Annotated in this window: 15 protein-coding genes; 8 read left to right on the top strand and 7 right to left on the bottom strand. The window is 68.1% G+C overall.

From position 1 onward, the window contains the following. Positions 1-6 precede the first annotated feature (6 nt). Entirely contained in the window at positions 7-1,644 is a 1,638-nt protein-coding gene (locus ACLB0R_RS10195; RefSeq protein WP_416643791.1) for a ribonuclease J, read from the top strand. A 154-nt stretch (positions 1,645-1,798) separates the two neighbouring features. Next, the gene (locus ACLB0R_RS10190; RefSeq protein ID WP_416643792.1) at positions 1,799-2,077 is read left to right on the top strand and encodes a DUF1467 family protein; all 279 of its coding nucleotides are present in this window, start codon (positions 1,799-1,801) and stop codon (positions 2,075-2,077) included. 6 nt (positions 2,078-2,083) lie between these two features. Here the strand turns inward: ACLB0R_RS10190 and ACLB0R_RS10185 are convergent, their stop codons facing one another. Then, positions 2,084-4,429, bottom strand: coding sequence for a hypothetical protein (locus tag ACLB0R_RS10185; protein ID WP_416643793.1), 2,346 nt, complete (start codon positions 4,427-4,429; stop codon positions 2,084-2,086). Between the two features lie 98 nt (positions 4,430-4,527). Here ACLB0R_RS10185 and ACLB0R_RS10180 point away from each other — a divergent pair, with 98 nt between their 5' ends. From ACLB0R_RS10180 to ACLB0R_RS10160, 5 genes are all read left to right on the top strand, one after another. Continuing rightward, positions 4,528-4,821, top strand: coding sequence for an Hpt domain-containing protein (locus ACLB0R_RS10180; protein WP_416643794.1), 294 nt, complete (start codon positions 4,528-4,530; stop codon positions 4,819-4,821). A 64-nt stretch (positions 4,822-4,885) separates the two neighbouring features. Then, entirely contained in the window at positions 4,886-6,067 is a 1,182-nt protein-coding gene (locus ACLB0R_RS10175; protein ID WP_416643795.1) for a hypothetical protein, read from the top strand. 35 nt (positions 6,068-6,102) lie between these two features. Further along, positions 6,103-7,218, top strand: a complete 1,116-nt coding sequence (locus tag ACLB0R_RS10170) for a DUF2336 domain-containing protein (protein WP_416643796.1) — start codon at positions 6,103-6,105, stop codon at positions 7,216-7,218. Then, positions 7,215-8,621 (top strand): PAS domain-containing sensor histidine kinase, encoded by a 1,407-nt coding sequence (locus ACLB0R_RS10165; protein ID WP_416643797.1) that lies wholly within the window; start codon positions 7,215-7,217, stop codon positions 8,619-8,621. Before ACLB0R_RS10170 ends, ACLB0R_RS10165 begins: the two co-directional genes overlap by 4 nt. A 56-nt stretch (positions 8,622-8,677) precedes the next feature. Continuing rightward, positions 8,678-8,869, top strand: coding sequence for a hypothetical protein (locus tag ACLB0R_RS10160; RefSeq protein WP_416643798.1), 192 nt, complete (start codon positions 8,678-8,680; stop codon positions 8,867-8,869). A gap of 24 nt (positions 8,870-8,893) precedes the next feature. Here ACLB0R_RS10160 and ACLB0R_RS10155 read toward each other — a convergent pair whose 3' ends face one another. The 3 genes from ACLB0R_RS10155 to gltX are packed head-to-tail and all read right to left on the bottom strand — an operon-like array spanning position 8,894 to position 11,840. After that, a complete protein-coding gene (locus tag ACLB0R_RS10155; RefSeq protein WP_416643799.1) occupies positions 8,894-9,085 on the bottom strand; it encodes a hypothetical protein in 192 nt (63 codons plus the stop codon). Then, positions 9,085-10,368, bottom strand: coding sequence for a citrate synthase (locus ACLB0R_RS10150; protein ID WP_416643800.1), 1,284 nt, complete (start codon positions 10,366-10,368; stop codon positions 9,085-9,087). Before ACLB0R_RS10150 ends, ACLB0R_RS10155 begins: the two co-directional genes overlap by 1 nt. A gap of 17 nt (positions 10,369-10,385) precedes the next feature. Next, complete coding sequence (gene gltX / locus ACLB0R_RS10145) at positions 10,386-11,840, bottom strand: glutamate--tRNA ligase (RefSeq protein WP_416643801.1); 1,455 nt, start codon at positions 11,838-11,840, stop codon at positions 10,386-10,388. A gap of 86 nt (positions 11,841-11,926) precedes the next feature. On the opposite strand from gltX, the gene ACLB0R_RS10140 reads away from it, so the two are divergent. Continuing rightward, on the top strand, positions 11,927-14,167 hold the full coding sequence (locus ACLB0R_RS10140; protein WP_416643802.1) for a ComEC/Rec2 family competence protein: 2,241 nt from the start codon (positions 11,927-11,929) through the stop codon (positions 14,165-14,167). Here ACLB0R_RS10140 and lexA read toward each other — a convergent pair. The 3 genes from lexA to ACLB0R_RS10125 are packed head-to-tail and all read right to left on the bottom strand — an operon-like array spanning position 14,079 to position 16,411. Further along, a complete protein-coding gene (gene lexA, locus ACLB0R_RS10135; protein ID WP_416643803.1) occupies positions 14,079-14,756 on the bottom strand; it encodes a transcriptional repressor LexA in 678 nt (225 codons plus the stop codon). The two genes, ACLB0R_RS10140 and lexA, sit on opposite strands and share 89 nt — an antisense overlap. A 57-nt stretch (positions 14,757-14,813) precedes the next feature. After that, positions 14,814-16,001, bottom strand: coding sequence for a molybdopterin molybdotransferase MoeA (locus ACLB0R_RS10130; RefSeq protein WP_416643804.1), 1,188 nt, complete (start codon positions 15,999-16,001; stop codon positions 14,814-14,816). Then, positions 15,998-16,411, bottom strand: a complete 414-nt coding sequence (locus ACLB0R_RS10125; protein WP_434953861.1) for a GFA family protein — start codon at positions 16,409-16,411, stop codon at positions 15,998-16,000. The genes ACLB0R_RS10130 and ACLB0R_RS10125 overlap by 4 nt, the downstream gene beginning before the upstream one ends. Positions 16,412-16,426: the final 15 nt, after the last annotated feature.

Here is a 16,426-nt window from a genome sequence, read left to right as displayed (position 1 = left end):
CCAAACGTGACACCCTCTGAAGAACTGATTTTCCTCGCACTCGGCGGCTCGGGCGAGATCGGCATGAACGCCAATCTCTATGGCTGCCGGGGGAAATGGATCCTGGTCGATTGCGGCATTACCTTTGCCGATCCGCATTATCCCGGGGTCGAGATCATCCTGCCTGACCTGAGCTTCATCGAAGAGCGGATCGACGATCTGCTCGGCATCGTACTCACGCATGGGCATGAGGACCATATCGGCGCGCTGCCCTACCTTGCTGAGGAGCTGGGCGTGCCGCTTTATGCGACGCCGTTCACCGCGGGGCTGATTGCCGGCAAGCTCGAGGAAGAAGGCATTGCCGATGCGGTCGAGTTGAACGTTATTCCCAATGGCGAGAGCGTCGAGCTGGGACCGTTCAAGCTGCGCTATGTGCCGCTGGCGCACTCTATCCCGGAGGGCAATGCGCTGGTGATCGACACGCCGTTCGGGCGGATTTTCCACACCGGCGACTGGAAGCTCGACGATACGCCGGTGCTGGGCGCCCCCGCGACGCCGGAAGTGCTGAGCGCGATTGGCGACGAAGGCGTGCTCGCGCTGGTGTGCGATTCGACCAATGTGTTCAATCCGGAAGCCTCGGGCTCGGAAGGCAGCGTCCGCGAGGACTTGCTGCGTGTGGTGGGCGAGGCCAAGGGCCGCGTGCTGGTGACGACCTTCGCCTCGAACGCGGCGCGGCTGAAAACGCTGGGTGATGTCGCGCGCGTGACCGGGCGGAAATTGTGCGTCGCGGGTCGCTCGCTCGATCGCATCCTGCGCGTGTCGCAGGCGGCGGGGTATCTCAAGGACTTTCCGCCGGTGGTCGATTTCGACGGCGCGATGGCGCTCAAGCCCGGCGACGTAATGATCATCGCGACCGGCGGGCAGGGCGAAGCGCGCGCGGCGCTGGCGCGCATTGCCGAGGGCAGCCACCCGATCAAGCTCGATGCGGGCGATACCGTCGTCTTCTCGTCCAAGCAGATTCCGGGCAACGAGATCGCCATCGGCCGCGTCCAGAACGCGCTTGCCGCCAAGGGTGTGGCGATGGTGACCGAGCGGCAGGCGCACATCCATGTCTCCGGCCACCCCGGCCGGCCGGAACTCGCGCAGATGTACCAATGGATCAGGCCCGAGATCATCGTGCCGGTGCATGGCGAGGTGCGGCACATGGCCGAGCAGGCGCGCTTCGCCCTGGCGGAAGGCGTGCCGCAGGCCGTGGTGCAGGCCAATGGTGATATCGTTCGCCTGGCGCCGGGCGAGCCGCAGAAGATCGGCCATGCGCCGGTCGGCCGGCTGGTGCTCGATGGCGATGTGATTCTGCCCGCCGATGGCGGCACGATCAACGAGCGGCGCAAGCTGGGGCTGAACGGGCAAATGTCGGTCGCGGTCGCGCTTGATCGCGGCGGTCGGGCGCTCGGTACGCCGCAAGTGCGCGCGCAGGGCGTGCCGGTGGAGGAAGATCGCGACGATTTCTTGGATGAAGTGGCCGCCGCCGCTATCTCGACGCTGAAAGGCGGCGCCAAGGATCGCGAGAAACTGCGCGAGCAATTGCGCGTCGCGGTGCGCCGGGTGGCGACCAAGTGGACGGGCAAGAAGCCCGTGGTCGACGTGCTGCTGATCGAGGCGTAATGTTTTCCGGCTGCTGGTCTATCTGCCGCTGCCGCACAGATGGCGCGGCGTATAGGGCGTCGCCCCAGCGAAAGCTGGGGCCGTTGGCCGCAGGCGATCCCAGCTTTCGCTGGGATGACGGGAAATTTGGCGAGGACCAAGTCAGGGCGCACCCATGAAAATCCAGTCGATGATCGCGATCTATTTCCTGATCTGGGTGTTCTGCGTGTTCCTGGTGCTGCCCTTCGGCGTGCGCACCGCGGATGAGGCCGGCGCGGCGAAGGTGCCGGGCCAAGCGGAGAGCGCGCCGCATGTCTTTGACGGCCGCCGCATCGCGCTGCGCGTCACCGTGCTGGCGACCGCGATTTTCGCGCTGTTCCTGCTCAACTACCATTTCGGCTGGCTGCAGCCCGAGATGCTCGACTTTTTCGGCGGCAACAAACCGATCGAGTAACGCCGGTCAGGCCCGCAGCCGCTCGATGGCCTGGGCGAGGGCGACGTAGAGCTTGCCCATGTCCGACGAGAGCAGCGTCACCCCGATCGGCGAGCCATCGCGCTGCGCGAGGATCGCGCGCAGCATCGCTTCGAAATCGTGGATGTAGCGGTTGACCTGCTCGCGGAAGGCGGCGTCGTCTTCGTAGAGCTTGGCGATTTCGCGCGCTTCGGTCGTGTCGAGTAGCCGCACCGCGCGCCGGGTGAAGACGCCGCGGTCGCCTTTCAGATAGGCGGCCCAGGCGCTGTCCGAGACTTCGCTGGCGAAGGTCTTGGCGATGTCGATCGAGGCCGAGTTGAGTGCTTCGATCAGCAGCGAGGCACGGCGGCCGAAGCTCTCGGTCTCCGCCTTGTCGCGCTCGGCACGCGCTTCTTCGATTCGGTTTTCGACCATCGCCGTGGTCTCGGCGATCGTCATCATCTGGCTTGAGAGCCGCTCGGACGCGCGGGTCGCGGCGGCAACGGCGGCGTCGGTCGCCTGGATGATCTCGGCGATGTGGCGCTCGACGCCATGGCTGATCGCACGCTGCATCGCCTGGGCGCTGGCGATTTCGAGCGAGCTCGCGGCATCGGGGATGACGCTCGCCAGCGTCTCGCGCGCGCGCTCGGCAGCGGTATTGGCGGTGTCCTTCACGCGCATCATCGCCTCGACCAGGCGGGGCGCGGCGCTTTCGGCAAAGTCGTTGGCGCGGGTGATCGTCGTGTCCATCGCTTGGCCGAGCACGCGCGCCTTGTCCTCGCCGCTGCGCAGCGCTTCTAGCAGCGTCGCGGTGAGCTGATCGAGCGTCTGGCGCTGGCTGGTCAGCACCTGCGCGATCGCCTCGATCGCATCGTGGGTGCTTTCCGCGGCTGTTACCAGCGCGAGCAGTTCGGGCTTGGCCGCGCTCACCACCTTGCGGCTGTCAATGATGCGCGCGTCGAGCCGTTCGAGCGCTTCGGGCAATGTCTCGTCGATCTCGCGCGCGGCGGCGTCCATGCTGGTCAGCAGGTCTTCGGCGGTGTTGATGACGCGGCGCGCCATGTCCTCGCCCAGCCGCAGCGATTCGGTCATCGCATCGGCCGAGCCGCCGAGCGCGCTGATCGAGGCGGCGAGCATCTGGGTGCGCTCCAGCCCCTGGGCGTGGAAAGCGGCGACCTTGTTTTCGACCCCGTCGAAATCGCGACTGACCACCTCGACCAACGCCGTGCTGGCGTCGCGTTGAGCCGCGATCCTTGCCGCGACACGATCGATCGCCGCCTCGATCAGGTCGATGCGCTGCGCCAGGGCATCGACCGATTCAGTCGAGGCGCGCGACAGATGCGCCTGGTTGGCCTCGACCATCGCCAGCATCGCGTCGCCCTGCGCCTCGATGCCCTTGCGCGCTTCGTCGACGGCGTTGGCGGTGCGGCCGAGCAGGCCATCGACTGCCGCCGACATATCCGCGGTGACGGCTTCGAGCCGCGCGCCGGCGGTTTCGCTGGTCGCTTCCATCCGCGCAATGTGCGCGGCAAGCTTCTGCGCCGCGCCGCTGGCAAGCGCATCGGCCTCGCGGCCGCGATCGGTGAGCGCGGTGATCTGCGCGTCGAGCGCGGCGGCCTGCTCTGAGGCGGCGAGGCCCGCCGTCTCGATCGATTGCTTCATCTCGCCTGCTTCGCCCACCGCGCGGGGAAGCGAGGCGAGCAGAACGCTGAGACTAGCCTGCGCGGCGGTGATGCCGTCGGTCAGCCGCGCGGCCTGATCATTGGCGCTGGCGACTTCGTGCGCCATGCCGGTGCTGATCGCGGTCAGCCGTTGGGCTGCGGCGTCGCCCATCGCCATCAGCGCGGTGGTCTGCTCGGCGAGCATCACGCGATTGGCATCGATCTGGCGGTTGAGGTTGTAGACGGTCCGCTCGAGCACGGCGGCTTCCGCGCGCATCGCGGCAGCGACATCGCCGAACCGCCGCGCCTCGGCCGCGCTGGTGCGCATCGCGAGCAGCCAGAGCACGCCGATCAGCGCGGGCGGCACGCACAAGGCCGCGATCAACTCGGCGAGCGATACCGGCGGCAGGGCGGCGATGTTGGCCGGGCCGATCAGCGCGACCATACCGCCGAGCCAGCCGAGCGACGCGCCGACCGCCAGAACCGGGCCGATGATCCGCCACGGCGAGCGGCGCGGCGCCTCGATATCGTCCTCGGCAACCGCCGGCGCTTCGGCGGCGACCGGGATATCGAGGTCAAGAGGCTCGTCTGCTGCCATGGCCGGTTCGGTCGCCTCGATGGGACCGAGATCGACCGGCGTCCGCTCCTTGCCGCCCCGGTTGCGGATGTCGATGATGCGCGATCCCCCTGTCATGGCCGTTGTTTATCACGAAATCGTCGCACTCAAAGCAAATAGCTTGGTGATCGGGCGCGCATAACGCGGCGTTAACCGGCAGGCGCTAGCGCGAACGGATGGCTTATGATCCCGGCGCGATCGATGCGACTCTGGCAGCGGCGGTGGGCGACGACCCGCAATTGATCGCCGAGTTGCGCCTGGCGTTCGGCGAAAGCGCGCTGCGCGATTTCGCGGCGGTGGAAGCGGCCGCGACGCAGGCGGATTGGGAAGCCGCGACCGGCAAGCTCAAGAGCCTGGCCGCGAGCTTCGGCGCGATCCGGCTGATGGCGGCAGCGGATGCGGCCAATCGCGCGCCGGTGGGCGATGCGGAGTGCCTGAAGCGCTTGCGCCGGGTGATGCCGCGCGGCTGAGCGGGCGGCGGCGCGGCTGGCGCCCTTTGCCAAGTCGAACCGAACCGCCTAACAGCCAAAGGCCATGCTTACCGGCCTGATTTTCGCGACTGATGACGCCGTCGACCGGCCCGATCACCTCGCCGCGACCTTGCCCTTTGGCGGCGCGACGCTGATCGAGTTCCAGGCGCGGCTGCTGGTCGCGGCGGGAGCGGGGCATTTGCTGGTGGTCGTGACGCGGCTGACGCCCGAGCTGCTCGGCGCGATCAATCGGCTGACGCGGCGCGGGCTGGCGGTCGATGCAGTGCGATCGGCGCGCGAGGCGGCGGACAAGGTGCATCCGCTCGCGCATCTGCTGGTGCTGGCGGACGGATTGGTGACGACCGATCAGGTGATTGCGCCGTTCGCGGTCGAAGGCGACGACGCGCTGCTGGTGACGAGCGACGCGGCGGCGTTACCGGGGCTCGAGCGCGTAGGTGCTGACGCGATCTGGGCGGGCGTCGCGCGGGTCGGGGTGGCGCGGCTCGCCGATGTCGCGGCGCTGCCGGGCGACTATGATTTTGCGTCCACTCTGTTGAGGGTCACCGCGCAGAACGGCGCGGCGCAGCTGCCGCTCCCCGCTGATGCGGTCGCCGCCGGCCATGGCGTCGAGCATGATTCGCGGCGGCTGGCGGCGCGCAACGAGGCTTTGGTGTCGGCGCATGTGTCGGGCCGAGCGGCGTGGATCGACCGATATGTTCAGGGGCCCGTTGCGCGGCGCATTCTGCCGATGCTGATCGATCGGGGCTGGAGCGCGCTCGCGGTGGCCGGTGGAGCGGCGGCGGTGCTGGTCGCAGGGCTGGTGCTGCTCGCGTGGCGGTGGAGCGGCATCGGCATGCCGCTGGTGGTGCTCGCCGATTTCGGGATGATGCTGGCGGGCGTGCTTGCCTGGATGCGCGACGAGATCGATCAGGCACGGCTCGCCTCGGCGGGCTTGCTTGGCGGCTCGGCGGCGGCGGTGATGCTGCTCGGGCGTGGCTTGAGCGATGCGGCGGGCACGGCAAGCGCGGTGATCCTCGCGCTGGCGCTGGTCGTTCTTGCCGGCCTGACCGAGCGCGCCGCCGACGCCCGCCCGCGCCGCAGCTGGTGGGGCGCGCCCGCGGCCTATCCGCTGCTGCTTGTCCCGTTTATTTGGCTGGGGCAGGGCGTGATCGGGCTTGGCATCGGGGCCCTCTATGCGGCATTATCGCTCGGCGCGGCGATCGAGGCGCTGCGTCGCCAGGCTTAGCGCGAAGTTAACCGCCTTTTCGTATCCCGGGTGCCATGTCGATCGACGCGGACGACATTGTCGAGGGCGCCCATCAGGGTGTCGGCCAGCTGCTCGCGCGCGCCGCGGCGGCGGAGGCGCGCGCGTCCGCGCGGATGGCAGCGGCGGTTTCGCAGCTTGCCGAGCCCGCCGATCTCTGGATCGACGACCGCACCCGCGCCGAAGTCGCCAATGCGCTGTCGGCCATGATCGCGGCGCTCGACGGCGAAATTCGCGCGCATGCGGTGCGCGTGCTGACCGTGCAGGGGGAAGCGGCACTGGCCGATCGGCTGGCGCATCCCTCGGGCGATGTCGAGGCGCTGCTGCTGCGATCGGGCGTGCTCGGCGATCCCGAGCTGGTTGCCGAACTGCTCGCGCGGACGATGCAGGACATGATCGGCGAGGCGCTGCCCGCACAAGCCCCCTCGGGCGATGAAGGCGCGAGCCTGATCGTTCGGCTGGCGACCGCGCCCGATGGCATCGTCGCCAATGCTGCCAATGCGTATCTCGCCGCTGAGGGCCGTCGGCGCGCGCCGGTTGAAGGCAATGCGCCGGTGCGCACCGATCTGCCGGCCGAGCTGCACCATCGCCTGGTCTGGGCGGTCGTCGCAGCGATCGCTGCCTTGTCGTCGGGTCTGACCCCGACGACGCAGGCGGTGCTCGATCGCGTGCTGACCGATGCCGCGCTGCGCAGCCTCGCCGCGCATGACGAGAGCGACCGTGTCGAGGCCGCTGCGGTCCAGCTTGCCGCCGCGATCGACGCGACGCCGGCTGAACTCGCCGATCTTGCGACGGAAACCTTGCGCGACCGGCGCTTGCCGCTGTTCATCGCGGTGATCGCGCATGCGCTCGGCATCGATTATGATCTGGCGCGCGAGATGGTGATCGATCCCGTTGCCGATCGCTTGTGGATCGCCGCGCGCGCGCTCGGCTTGCCGCGCGACGCCATCGCCCGGATCGGGCTGGTGCTGTGCGAAGCCGATCCGCGTCGCGACCTCGACGGCTTTGCCGATCATCTCGATACGATCGGTGCGATCGATCCGGCGGACGCGCGGCTGGCAATGGTGCCGCTCAAGCGCCACCCCGATTTCCGCGCCGCCGCGCGTGCGCTGGTGCGAGGAAAAGCGGCATGAACGTCATCGATCCGCGCTTTCCGCCCGCCACGGGGCGCGTCGACGCGCAGGGCCGGCTGGTCGAAGCCGATGCGCGCTTGAACGACCTCAACCGGCGCGCGGGCGGTGCGATTGGTGCACCGATCGCGGTGCCGCAGCTCGCGACGCTGGCGCGGCTGGCGAAGCGGCTCGGCATTCTCGTGTCGCGCTCGGTGATCGCGGCGGATGGCGATCAGGACGTCGAACTCTGGGTCCGCGCGATCCCCGAGGGCGAGGAGGGCGGCGTTACGCTCCACATCACCGGCTGGCGCGCGCGCGCTGCCTGGGCACCGGCGGCAAGCGAGCAAGACCGGGCGATGGATTTCGTCCGCACCGCCGCGCACTGGGTGTGGGAAACCGATTCCGCGCTCAAATTGAGCTACATCTCGGTCGGCGCCGGGGCGCGCCATGGCTTCGATTCGACCGCGCTGATCGGCCAGCCGCTGACCAAGCTGTTCGCGCTAGGCGAGGATGATGCCGGCGACTTCCCGATCCTCAACGCGCTCGCGACGCATGAGCGGTTCGACAATCAGCCGGCGCGGCTGCGCATCGGCAGCCAGGATGTGCGGCTGAGCGCGACACCGCGCTTCGATGCGTCGGGCGGCTTTACCGGCTTTTTCGGCGCGACCATGATGGCAGAAGCGCGCCAGCCGCGCGACAAGTTGCTGCCCGAAAGCGCCGAGGGCTCGGCGACCGCGCTGCCCGATGCCTTTGCCGGCCGGCTCGACAAGGCGCTGCGCGCGCCGCTCGGCCGGATCATCGCCAATGCCGACAGCATCAGCGCGCAATCGGAAGGCCCGCTCCGCCAGGATTATGCCGATTATGCGAGCGACATCGCGACCGCCGGGCGCCATCTGCTCGGGCTGATCGACGATCTCGTCGACTTGAACGCGATCGAGCGGCCCGATTTTGCGACCACCCCGGAACCGATCGACATGGCCGATGTCGCGCGGCGCGCGGCGGGACTGCTCGCGGTGCGGGCGACGGCCGCCAATGTCCGCATCGACAAGCCGACCGAGATCGACGCCTTGCCCGCCACCGGCGAATTCCGCCGCGCGCTGCAAGTGCTGGTCAATCTGGTGGGCAATGCCGTGCGCTATTCGCCCGAAGGCGGCATGGTGTGGCTGCGCACCGAACGCGATGGCGATCGCGCGGCGGTGATCGTTGCCGATCAGGGGCGCGGCATCGCGATCGAGGATCAGGAGCGGATTTTCGAGAAATTCGAGCGCGTCGATGCGCAGGAAGCGGGCGGCAGCGGCCTTGGCCTCTACATCGCCCGCCGCCTGGCGCGCGCGATGGGCGGCGACGTCACCGTCGACAGCGCGCCGGGCATGGGCGCGCGCTTCGTCTTCACGCTGCCCTACCGCCACACTGACGGCGATTGACGCGCCCGCCCGCGGGGCTAGGCTGCTCGCACCGAAAACGGTCTGGGAGAGCAGTGATGCGTAAGGCAATTCTCGCCGCCACGATGCTGGCGCTATCAGTGGGCGCCCCTGCGGCGCTCGCGGCGCCGTGCAAGGACGCCAAAGGCAAGTTCATCAAATGCCCGCCGCCCAAGCCCGTGAAGACAACGCGATGCCGCCTCAACGGCAAGTTTGTCAGCTGCACGACCAAAGGCGCCAAGCCGGCTTGAGAATTTAACCGGTCGCGGCGCGCCTTAACGCCGCCGCGACCACCAGATCGCGGCCAGTCCCACCGCAGCGAGGACCGCGCCGCGCACGGCCCAGGGTCGCTGGTCGAGCATGAAGCTGCTCGCCGGCCAATGGATATGGCCCAACCCCTGGCCGACCCAGAGCAGGCCCATGAGCAGCGCGAGGACGCCAATAATGGCGGTGACGGCGCGGGCCATCAGCGGTGGCTCAGCGGGACATAGTCGCGCTGCACCGGCCCGGTGTAGAGCTGGCGCGGGCGACCGATTTTCTGCGCGGGGTCCGAGATCATCTCGTTCCACTGCGCCACCCAGCCGACAGTGCGGGCAAGCGCGAACAGCGCGGTGAACATCGTCGTCGGGAAGCCGATCGCCGACAGGATGATGCCCGAATAGAAATCGACGTTGGGGAACAGCTTCTTCTCGATGAAATAGGGATCGTTGAGCGCGATTTCCTCGAGCCGCAGCGCGGTTTCGAACACCGGATCGGTGACATTGAGCGATTTGAACACTTCGCGCACCGTCTGCTGCATCACCGTCGCGCGCGGATCATAGTTTTTATAAACGCGGTGGCCAAAGCCCATCAGGCGGAACGGATCGTTCTTGTCCTTGGCGCGCTCGATATAATGCGGAATGCGGTCGGGCGTGCCGATCTCGCGCAGCATGTTGAGCGCGGCTTCGTTGGCGCCGCCATGCGCCGGGCCCCATAAGCAGGCAATGCCCGCCGCGATGCACGCAAACGGATTGGCGCCCGACGAGCCGGCCAGCCGCACGGTCGAGGTCGAGGCATTCTGCTCGTGATCGGCATGCAGGATGAAGATGCGATCGAGGGCGCGCTCGACCACCGGGTTCACTTCATAATCCTCGGCCGGCACGCCGAAGGTCATGCGCAGGAAATTGCCGGTGTAGCTCAGCGAGTTCTTGGGATACATGAAGGGCTGGCCGACCGAATATTTATACGCCGCCGCCGCGATCGTCGGCATCTTGGCGATCAGGCGATGGCTCGCGATCATGCGCTGGTGCGGATCGGTGATGTCGGTCGAGTCGTGATAAAAGGCGCTGAGCGCACCGACCACACCGCACATCACCGCCATCGGGTGCGCATCGCGACGGAAGCCGCGATAAAAGGTCATCAGCTGCTCGTGCAGCATGGTGTGGCGGGTGATGGTGTGGCTGAAATCGGCGAGGCCCTGCTGGCTCGGCAGTTCACCGTTCAGCAACAGATAGCAGACTTCCATGAAGCTCGAATGCTCGGCGAGCTGACCGATCGGGTAGCCGCGATGGAGCAACACACCTTCATCCCCATCGATATAGGTCAGCGCCGATTCGCAGCTCGCGGTCGAGGTGAAGCCGGGATCGAAAGTGAACACGCCGGTCTGCGCGTAGAGCTTGCGGATATCGACGACTTCGGGGCCGACCGACCCGGAAATGACCTCATAATCGAAATCGCTGCCGTCGATGCTGAGCTTGGCGGTGTCGGTCATCGCGTGCGTTCCTTCCTTCAATTCGTTTCGGTCACGGCCATCTGATCGGCGATGCGAGCCAGGCTTTCCTCTCGCCCTAACAAGGCGAGCACATCGAAAATGCCAGGCGATGTCCGCCGACCGGTCAGCGCCGCGCGGAGCGGCTGTGCCACCGCCCCCAGCTTGACGCCTGCCTGTTCCGCAACCTGCCTTATCGCTGCTTCCAGCGCTTCCGTATCCCAGCCATTGGTGGCGTCAAGCGCGGCATGTGCAGCCGTGAGTAACTTGGGTGCATCACCAGCGAGAAGCGCGGCGGCGTCGGGCTCGATGGTGAGGGGGCGCACGTCGAAGAGAAAGCGGGTGCCATCGGCCAGATCGATGAGATTGGCCGCGCGCGGCTTGAGCACCGGCATGGCGCGGGCGATGAGCGCGCGCTGATCGGCATCGGGCGCGGGGTCGAGACGATGAGAGACCAGATCGGCAAGCCGCGCATCATCAGCCTCACGGATATAATGACCGTTGAGGTTCTCGAGCTTCTTCAGATCGAACCGGCTTGGTGATTTGCCGACACCGGCGAGATCAAACCAGGCGATCGCCTGCTCGCGGCTGATGATCTCGTTGTCGCCATGGCCCCAGCCGAGGCGGAGGAGATAATTGCCAAGAGCTTCGGGAAGGATGCCGAGCTCGCCACGGTATGCGTCGACGCCCGTGGCCCCGTGCCGCTTTGACATCTTGGCCCCATCCGCGCCGTGGATCAGCGGGATGTGGGCATAGACAGGGTCGGGCCAACCGCCCTCGATGACATCCATCGCCCGGATGATCGGCAATTGGCGGAACGCGTTGTTGAGGTGATCATCGCCGCGAATGACATGGGTGACGCCCATATCGTGATCATCGACGACCACCGCGAGCATATAGGTCGGCGTACCGTCCGAGCGGAGCAGCACGAAATCGTCGATCTCGGCATTGTTGACCGTCACGGGTCCCTGGACCTGATCGTCGATCGTCACCGCGCCTTCGCGGGGCGCCTTGAGCCGGATCACGAAGGGCGCATTGCCGCCCTCCGCCGGGTCGCGGTCGCGCCAACGGCCATCATAGCGAATCGGCTGTTTCGCGGCCTGTTGCGCGGCGCGCAGCTCGGCCAATTCCTCAGGCGTGGCGAAGCATTTATACGCGTGGCCGGCGGCGAGCAGCTGCTCGGCGACCTCGGCATGGCGCGCGGCGCGGCTGAATTGATAGACTTCAGGCCCATCCCAATCGAGGCCGAGCCAGCGCATGCCATCAAGGATCGCGTCGATCGCCGATTGGGTCGAGCGCGCGCGATCGGTATCCTCGATGCGCAGCAGAAACTTGCCGCCATGGTGGCGGGCGAACAGCCAGTTGAACAGCGCGGTGCGCGCCCCGCCGATATGGAGATAGCCCGTCGGCGAGGGCGCGAAACGCGTGACGATGGCGGCGCCGGCGGGTGCGGCGGGATCTATGGTTGCGCTCAACCGCGCTTGCTCCCAATAAGTTGATATCTTGGCGAAACCGTGGGGGGTTAAACCAGATGGCCAGTTCAGCCACGGAAGCCCCTAGCATGGGGCTCGCGCCGCTTCAAATCGGGCGCCGATGGCTGGGCGGGGAATATCGTGCCTTGGAAAGCTGGTTGGAGGCGGAGCGCGATCAACTCGTGCTGTGGTTGCCGGTCGCGCAATGCGCGGGCGTGGCGCTGTGGCTGCTGCTGCCTGATCCGCGCGACTGGTCGCTGGCGCTGGCTGGCTTGGGCGGGATTGGCCTGATCGGGCTGGCCTTGCCGGGCGGGGGACGGGCGCCGCGCGCGCTGGGCATGGCGGCACTGGCGACGGCGCTGGGGCTGGCGATGCTCTGGGCGCGAGCGGAATGGGTGCGTGGTCCGGTGTTGGCCGGGCCGACGATCGTGCGGCTGGAGGCGCGGGTCGAGCGGATCGAGCCGCTGCCGCCGCGCGGGCTGGTGCGGCTGCGGTTGGCGCCGGTGCGGTTGCTGGCGGACGGGGAGGGTAAGCCCGCCAGAGTCTCGACGCTGCCGCCGCATCTGCGCGTGAACCTGCAGATGGCGGATGTGCCGGCAGGGCTGGCCGATGGCGCGGTGATCCGGCTCGGCGCCCGGCTGCTGCCGCCGCCCCCGCCGGCGTTGCCTGGCGCTTATGATTATGCGCAGGTCGCGTGGTTCGATGGCGTTGGCGCGACGGGGCGGGGGTTCGGTCCGGTCGAGCTGGTCAAGCGCGGCACGACCTCGTCCGCCTGGGATTGGCTGAACGGCGTGCGCGAGGCGCTGTCGGCGCATATCCAGGCGAGCGCGCCGGGGCCGGCGGGCAGCATTGCCGCCGCGCTGGCAACGGGCGATCAGGGCGCGATCCCGCTGGCTGACGCCGATGCGATGCGGCGCGCGGGCCTCGCGCATCTGTTGTCGGTGAGCGGCCTCCACCTGACCGCGACGGTCGGCGCGACGATGGTGCTGGTGATCCGCCTGCTCGCGCTGTTCCCGTGGTTGGCGTTGCGGGTGCGGTTGCCGATGGTGGCGGCGGGGGCAGGGGCGGTCGCCGCGATCGGCTACACGCTGTTGACCGGCGCCGAGGTGCCGACGGTGCGGTCGTGCGTCGCCGCGCTGCTTGTGCTCGCCGCCTTGATGCTGGGGCGCGAGGCGATGACGCTGCGGCTGGTTGCCGCCGGCGCGGTCGCGGTGCTGCTGACCGTGCCCGAAGCGGCGGCGGGGCCGAGCTTCCAGCTCTCCTTTGCTGCCGTCGCCGCGATCGTTGCGCTGCACGACGAGCCGCATGTGCGGGGCTGGCTGATGAAGCGCGAGGAGGCGTGGTGGCGCCGGCAGGGGCGCGAGGTCGCGTCGCTGCTCTTGACCGGTCTCGTCGTCGAAGCGGTGCTTGCGCCGATCAGCGTCTATCATTTTCATCGCGCCGGGCTGTACGGATCGGTCGCCAATATCGTCGCCATTCCGCTGACCACCTTTGTCATCATGCCGGCCGAGGCACTGGCGTTGCTGGCCGATGCGGTGGGGCTGGGCGCGCCTTTCTGGTGGGCGACGGGCAAGGCGATCGATCTGCTGCTGTGGATCGCGCATTATGTTGCTGGCCTGCCGGGCGCGGTTGCGGCGCTGCCATCGATGCCGTGGGGCGCGTTCGCGCTGATGATGGCGGGGTTGCTATGGCTTGGGCTGTGGCGCACGCGCTGGCGGTTGCTTGGGCTGGCACCGGCGCTGGTCGGCGCGGCCTGGGCGTTGCTGACGCCGGCGCCGGATGTGCTGGTGACGGGCGATGGACGCCACGTCGCTATCCGGGATGCGCATGGTGGTATCGCGATGCTGCGCGATCGTGCGGGTGATTACACCCAGGCGATGCTCGCCGAGATTGGCGGCACGATCGACGATCCCGATTTCCTGTCAGACCAGCCGGAAGCGCGGTGCAGCCAGGATTTGTGTATCGCCGATATCAAGCGCGGCGGCCGGACGTGGCGCGTGCTGGCGACGCGCAGTTCCTATCCCGTGCCCTGGGCCGCGTTCATCCCGGCCTGTGCTGCCGCCGATATCGTCATCAGCGATCGCCGCTTGCCGCGCGGTTGCACGCCGCGCTGGCTGAAGCTCGATCGGCCCGTGCTCGCCCAAACCGGCGGCATTTCGATCACCTTGGCCGATGGCCGCATCGCCACCGTCAATCATCCCGGCGACGCGCACCCCTGGCGCGCGCCGCCGGTCATTCCGATCAATCGTAGCGGCGAAGCAGGCCCGAGAGCTTGCCCTGGATGCGGACCTGACCCGGCTCGTATCGCTGCGGATCGTACGCGCGATTAGCCGGATCGAGCCGCACCATCGCGCCTTCGCGGCGGAAATATTTGAGCGTCGCTTCCATCTCGTCGATCAGCGCCACGACGATCTCGCCATCTCGCGCGACTTCGGTGCGGCGGATGAGCGCATAATCGCCATCGAGAATGCCGGCATCGACCATCGAGTCGCCCGATACTTCCAGCGCATAATGCTCGCCCGACCCGAGCAAGGCGGCCGGCACCGCCAGGCTCGCATGGCTTTCGAACGCCTCGATCGGCAAGCCCGCCGCGATCCGCCCATGCAGCGGGATTTCGATCACGTCGTTGGCGGGCTGCGGCATGGCGCGGACATTGGCGGGTACCGACGGGCTCGCCGCCTTGACTGCAGCGCCGCCGCGACCGCTTTCGGGCATGCGCAGCACTTCGAGCGCGCGGGCGCGGTTGGGCAGGCGGCGGATGAATTGCCGTTCCTCCAGCGCGCTGATCAGCCGATGCACGCCCGACTTGGATTTGAGGTCAAGCGCCTCCTTCATTTCCTCGAACGAGGGCGAGACGCCGGTTTCCTTCAAGCGGTCATCGATGAAGCAGATCAACTCGTGCTGCTTGCGCGTGAGCATTCGTGTTCCTCCGTCCCAGAACGGACGCCGAACGTTTAGGAAACATGATTCGCGAAGTCAAGCGATCGGTAAAATCTGTACTTGATCGCCCGCAGCGGCCGCGGGGGCGTGCGGTGCGCGGATGACGAGGCAATTGGCAGCGGCGAGCGCGCGCAGCATCGAACTGTCCTGGACTTTCGCCACGCTGACCTGCCCCTGATCGACGCGCGCCCGCAGATAATCCTGGCGCTTGTCATTGGCCGGAAGCGGCTTGTCGAGCGTCGCGGTCATCGTCGGTGGTAGCGGATCGCGCGCGCCGCCCAGCGCCGCGATCAGCGGGCGGACGAAAAGCTGGGCGGTCACGAAGGCGGAGACCGGGTTGCCCGGAAGCCCCACCACCAGCGCGTCCCCGAGCGTGCCGGCGAGCATCGGCTTGCCCGGCCTGAGCGCGATCCGCCAGAAATCGATCGCGCCGCCCGCTGCCTGCAGCGCCGGGCGCACCAGATCGTGGTCGCCGACCGAGGCGCCGCCGGTCGTCACGATCAGATCGGCATGGGCGCTGGCGAAGGCTTTGGTCAGCGCGTCGAGCCGGTCAGGGATGATGCCGAGGTCGCTGATTTCGACCGGCAGATCGGCCAGCAACGCGGCCAGCATGACCGCGTTGGTTTCGGGGAGTGCGCCCTCGGCTGCGTCGGTTCCGGGGGGAACGAGCTCGTCACCGGTCGCGATCAGCGCGACGCGGATGGGGCGGTTGACGGCGAGCGCGCCATGGCCTGCGGCGCCGGCGAGCGCGATCCGCGCCGGCGTCAGCCGCTCGCCGCGCGCGACGAGTGCGTCACCAGCGCTGAAATCCAGCCCGCGGCGGCGGACATTGGCGCCTTGGCGCGGTGGCCCTTCGCCGATGAGCGCGATGGCCGCACCATCGGCGCGCACTTCTTCCTGCACCATCACCGTATCGGCGCCGGCAGGGAGTGCCGCGCCGGTGAAGATGCGCACCGTCTCGCCGGGGTTGATCGTGCCGGCGAAGGGATGCCCCGCAGCGCTTTCGCCGATCAGGGTAAGCGGCCCCGGCAAATCGGCATAGCGGATCGCATAGCCGTCCATCGCGGAGAGGTCGGTATAGGGTTGCGTGCGCCTGGCGATGATGTCCTCGGCTGCCCGGCGCCCGGCGGCCTGGCGGAGCGGGACGGACTCGCTCGAGACCGGCGTCGCCATCGCAAGCAGCCGCGCCTGCGCCTCGGCGACCGAAATCAGGCCGCCGCTCATCCGTTGCGCACCGGGTTGCGCTCGTGAAGCGGCATATCGGGCGGCAGAGCCAGCCATTCGTGGCGATCCACGGCCCAGACGGCTTGCTCGGGCATGGGAAAATCCGGATCGGCAAAAGCGCCGACGGCGATGCCGATCAGCTCGGGCAGTCGGCGCGCTTCCCACCACAGGCTGGTGCCGCAGGCCGGGCAGAAATGGAAAGCGACAGGATGACCGCTCGCCGATGGCCGCTCGAACACGGCGTTGCCGCCAGCGGTGACGACGTCGTCGCGCGCGAAGAAGGCGGCGATGCTGAACAGGCTACCGGTGCGGCGCTGGCAATCGCGGCAATGGCACATCGAGATTTTGCGCGGCTCGCCGGTAGTGGTTGCGGAGAGTGCGCCGCAATGACACCGCGCGACGCGGACCAGCGGCGTCTCAGTGGG

The sequence above is a fragment of the Sphingomonas sp. GlSt437 genome (genome assembly GCF_048015635.2).
Classification (GTDB): Bacteria; Pseudomonadota; Alphaproteobacteria; order Sphingomonadales; family Sphingomonadaceae; genus Sphingomonas.
Note: the sequence above shows the minus strand (reverse complement) of the source record. Positions and strands in the feature narration are given on the sequence as shown.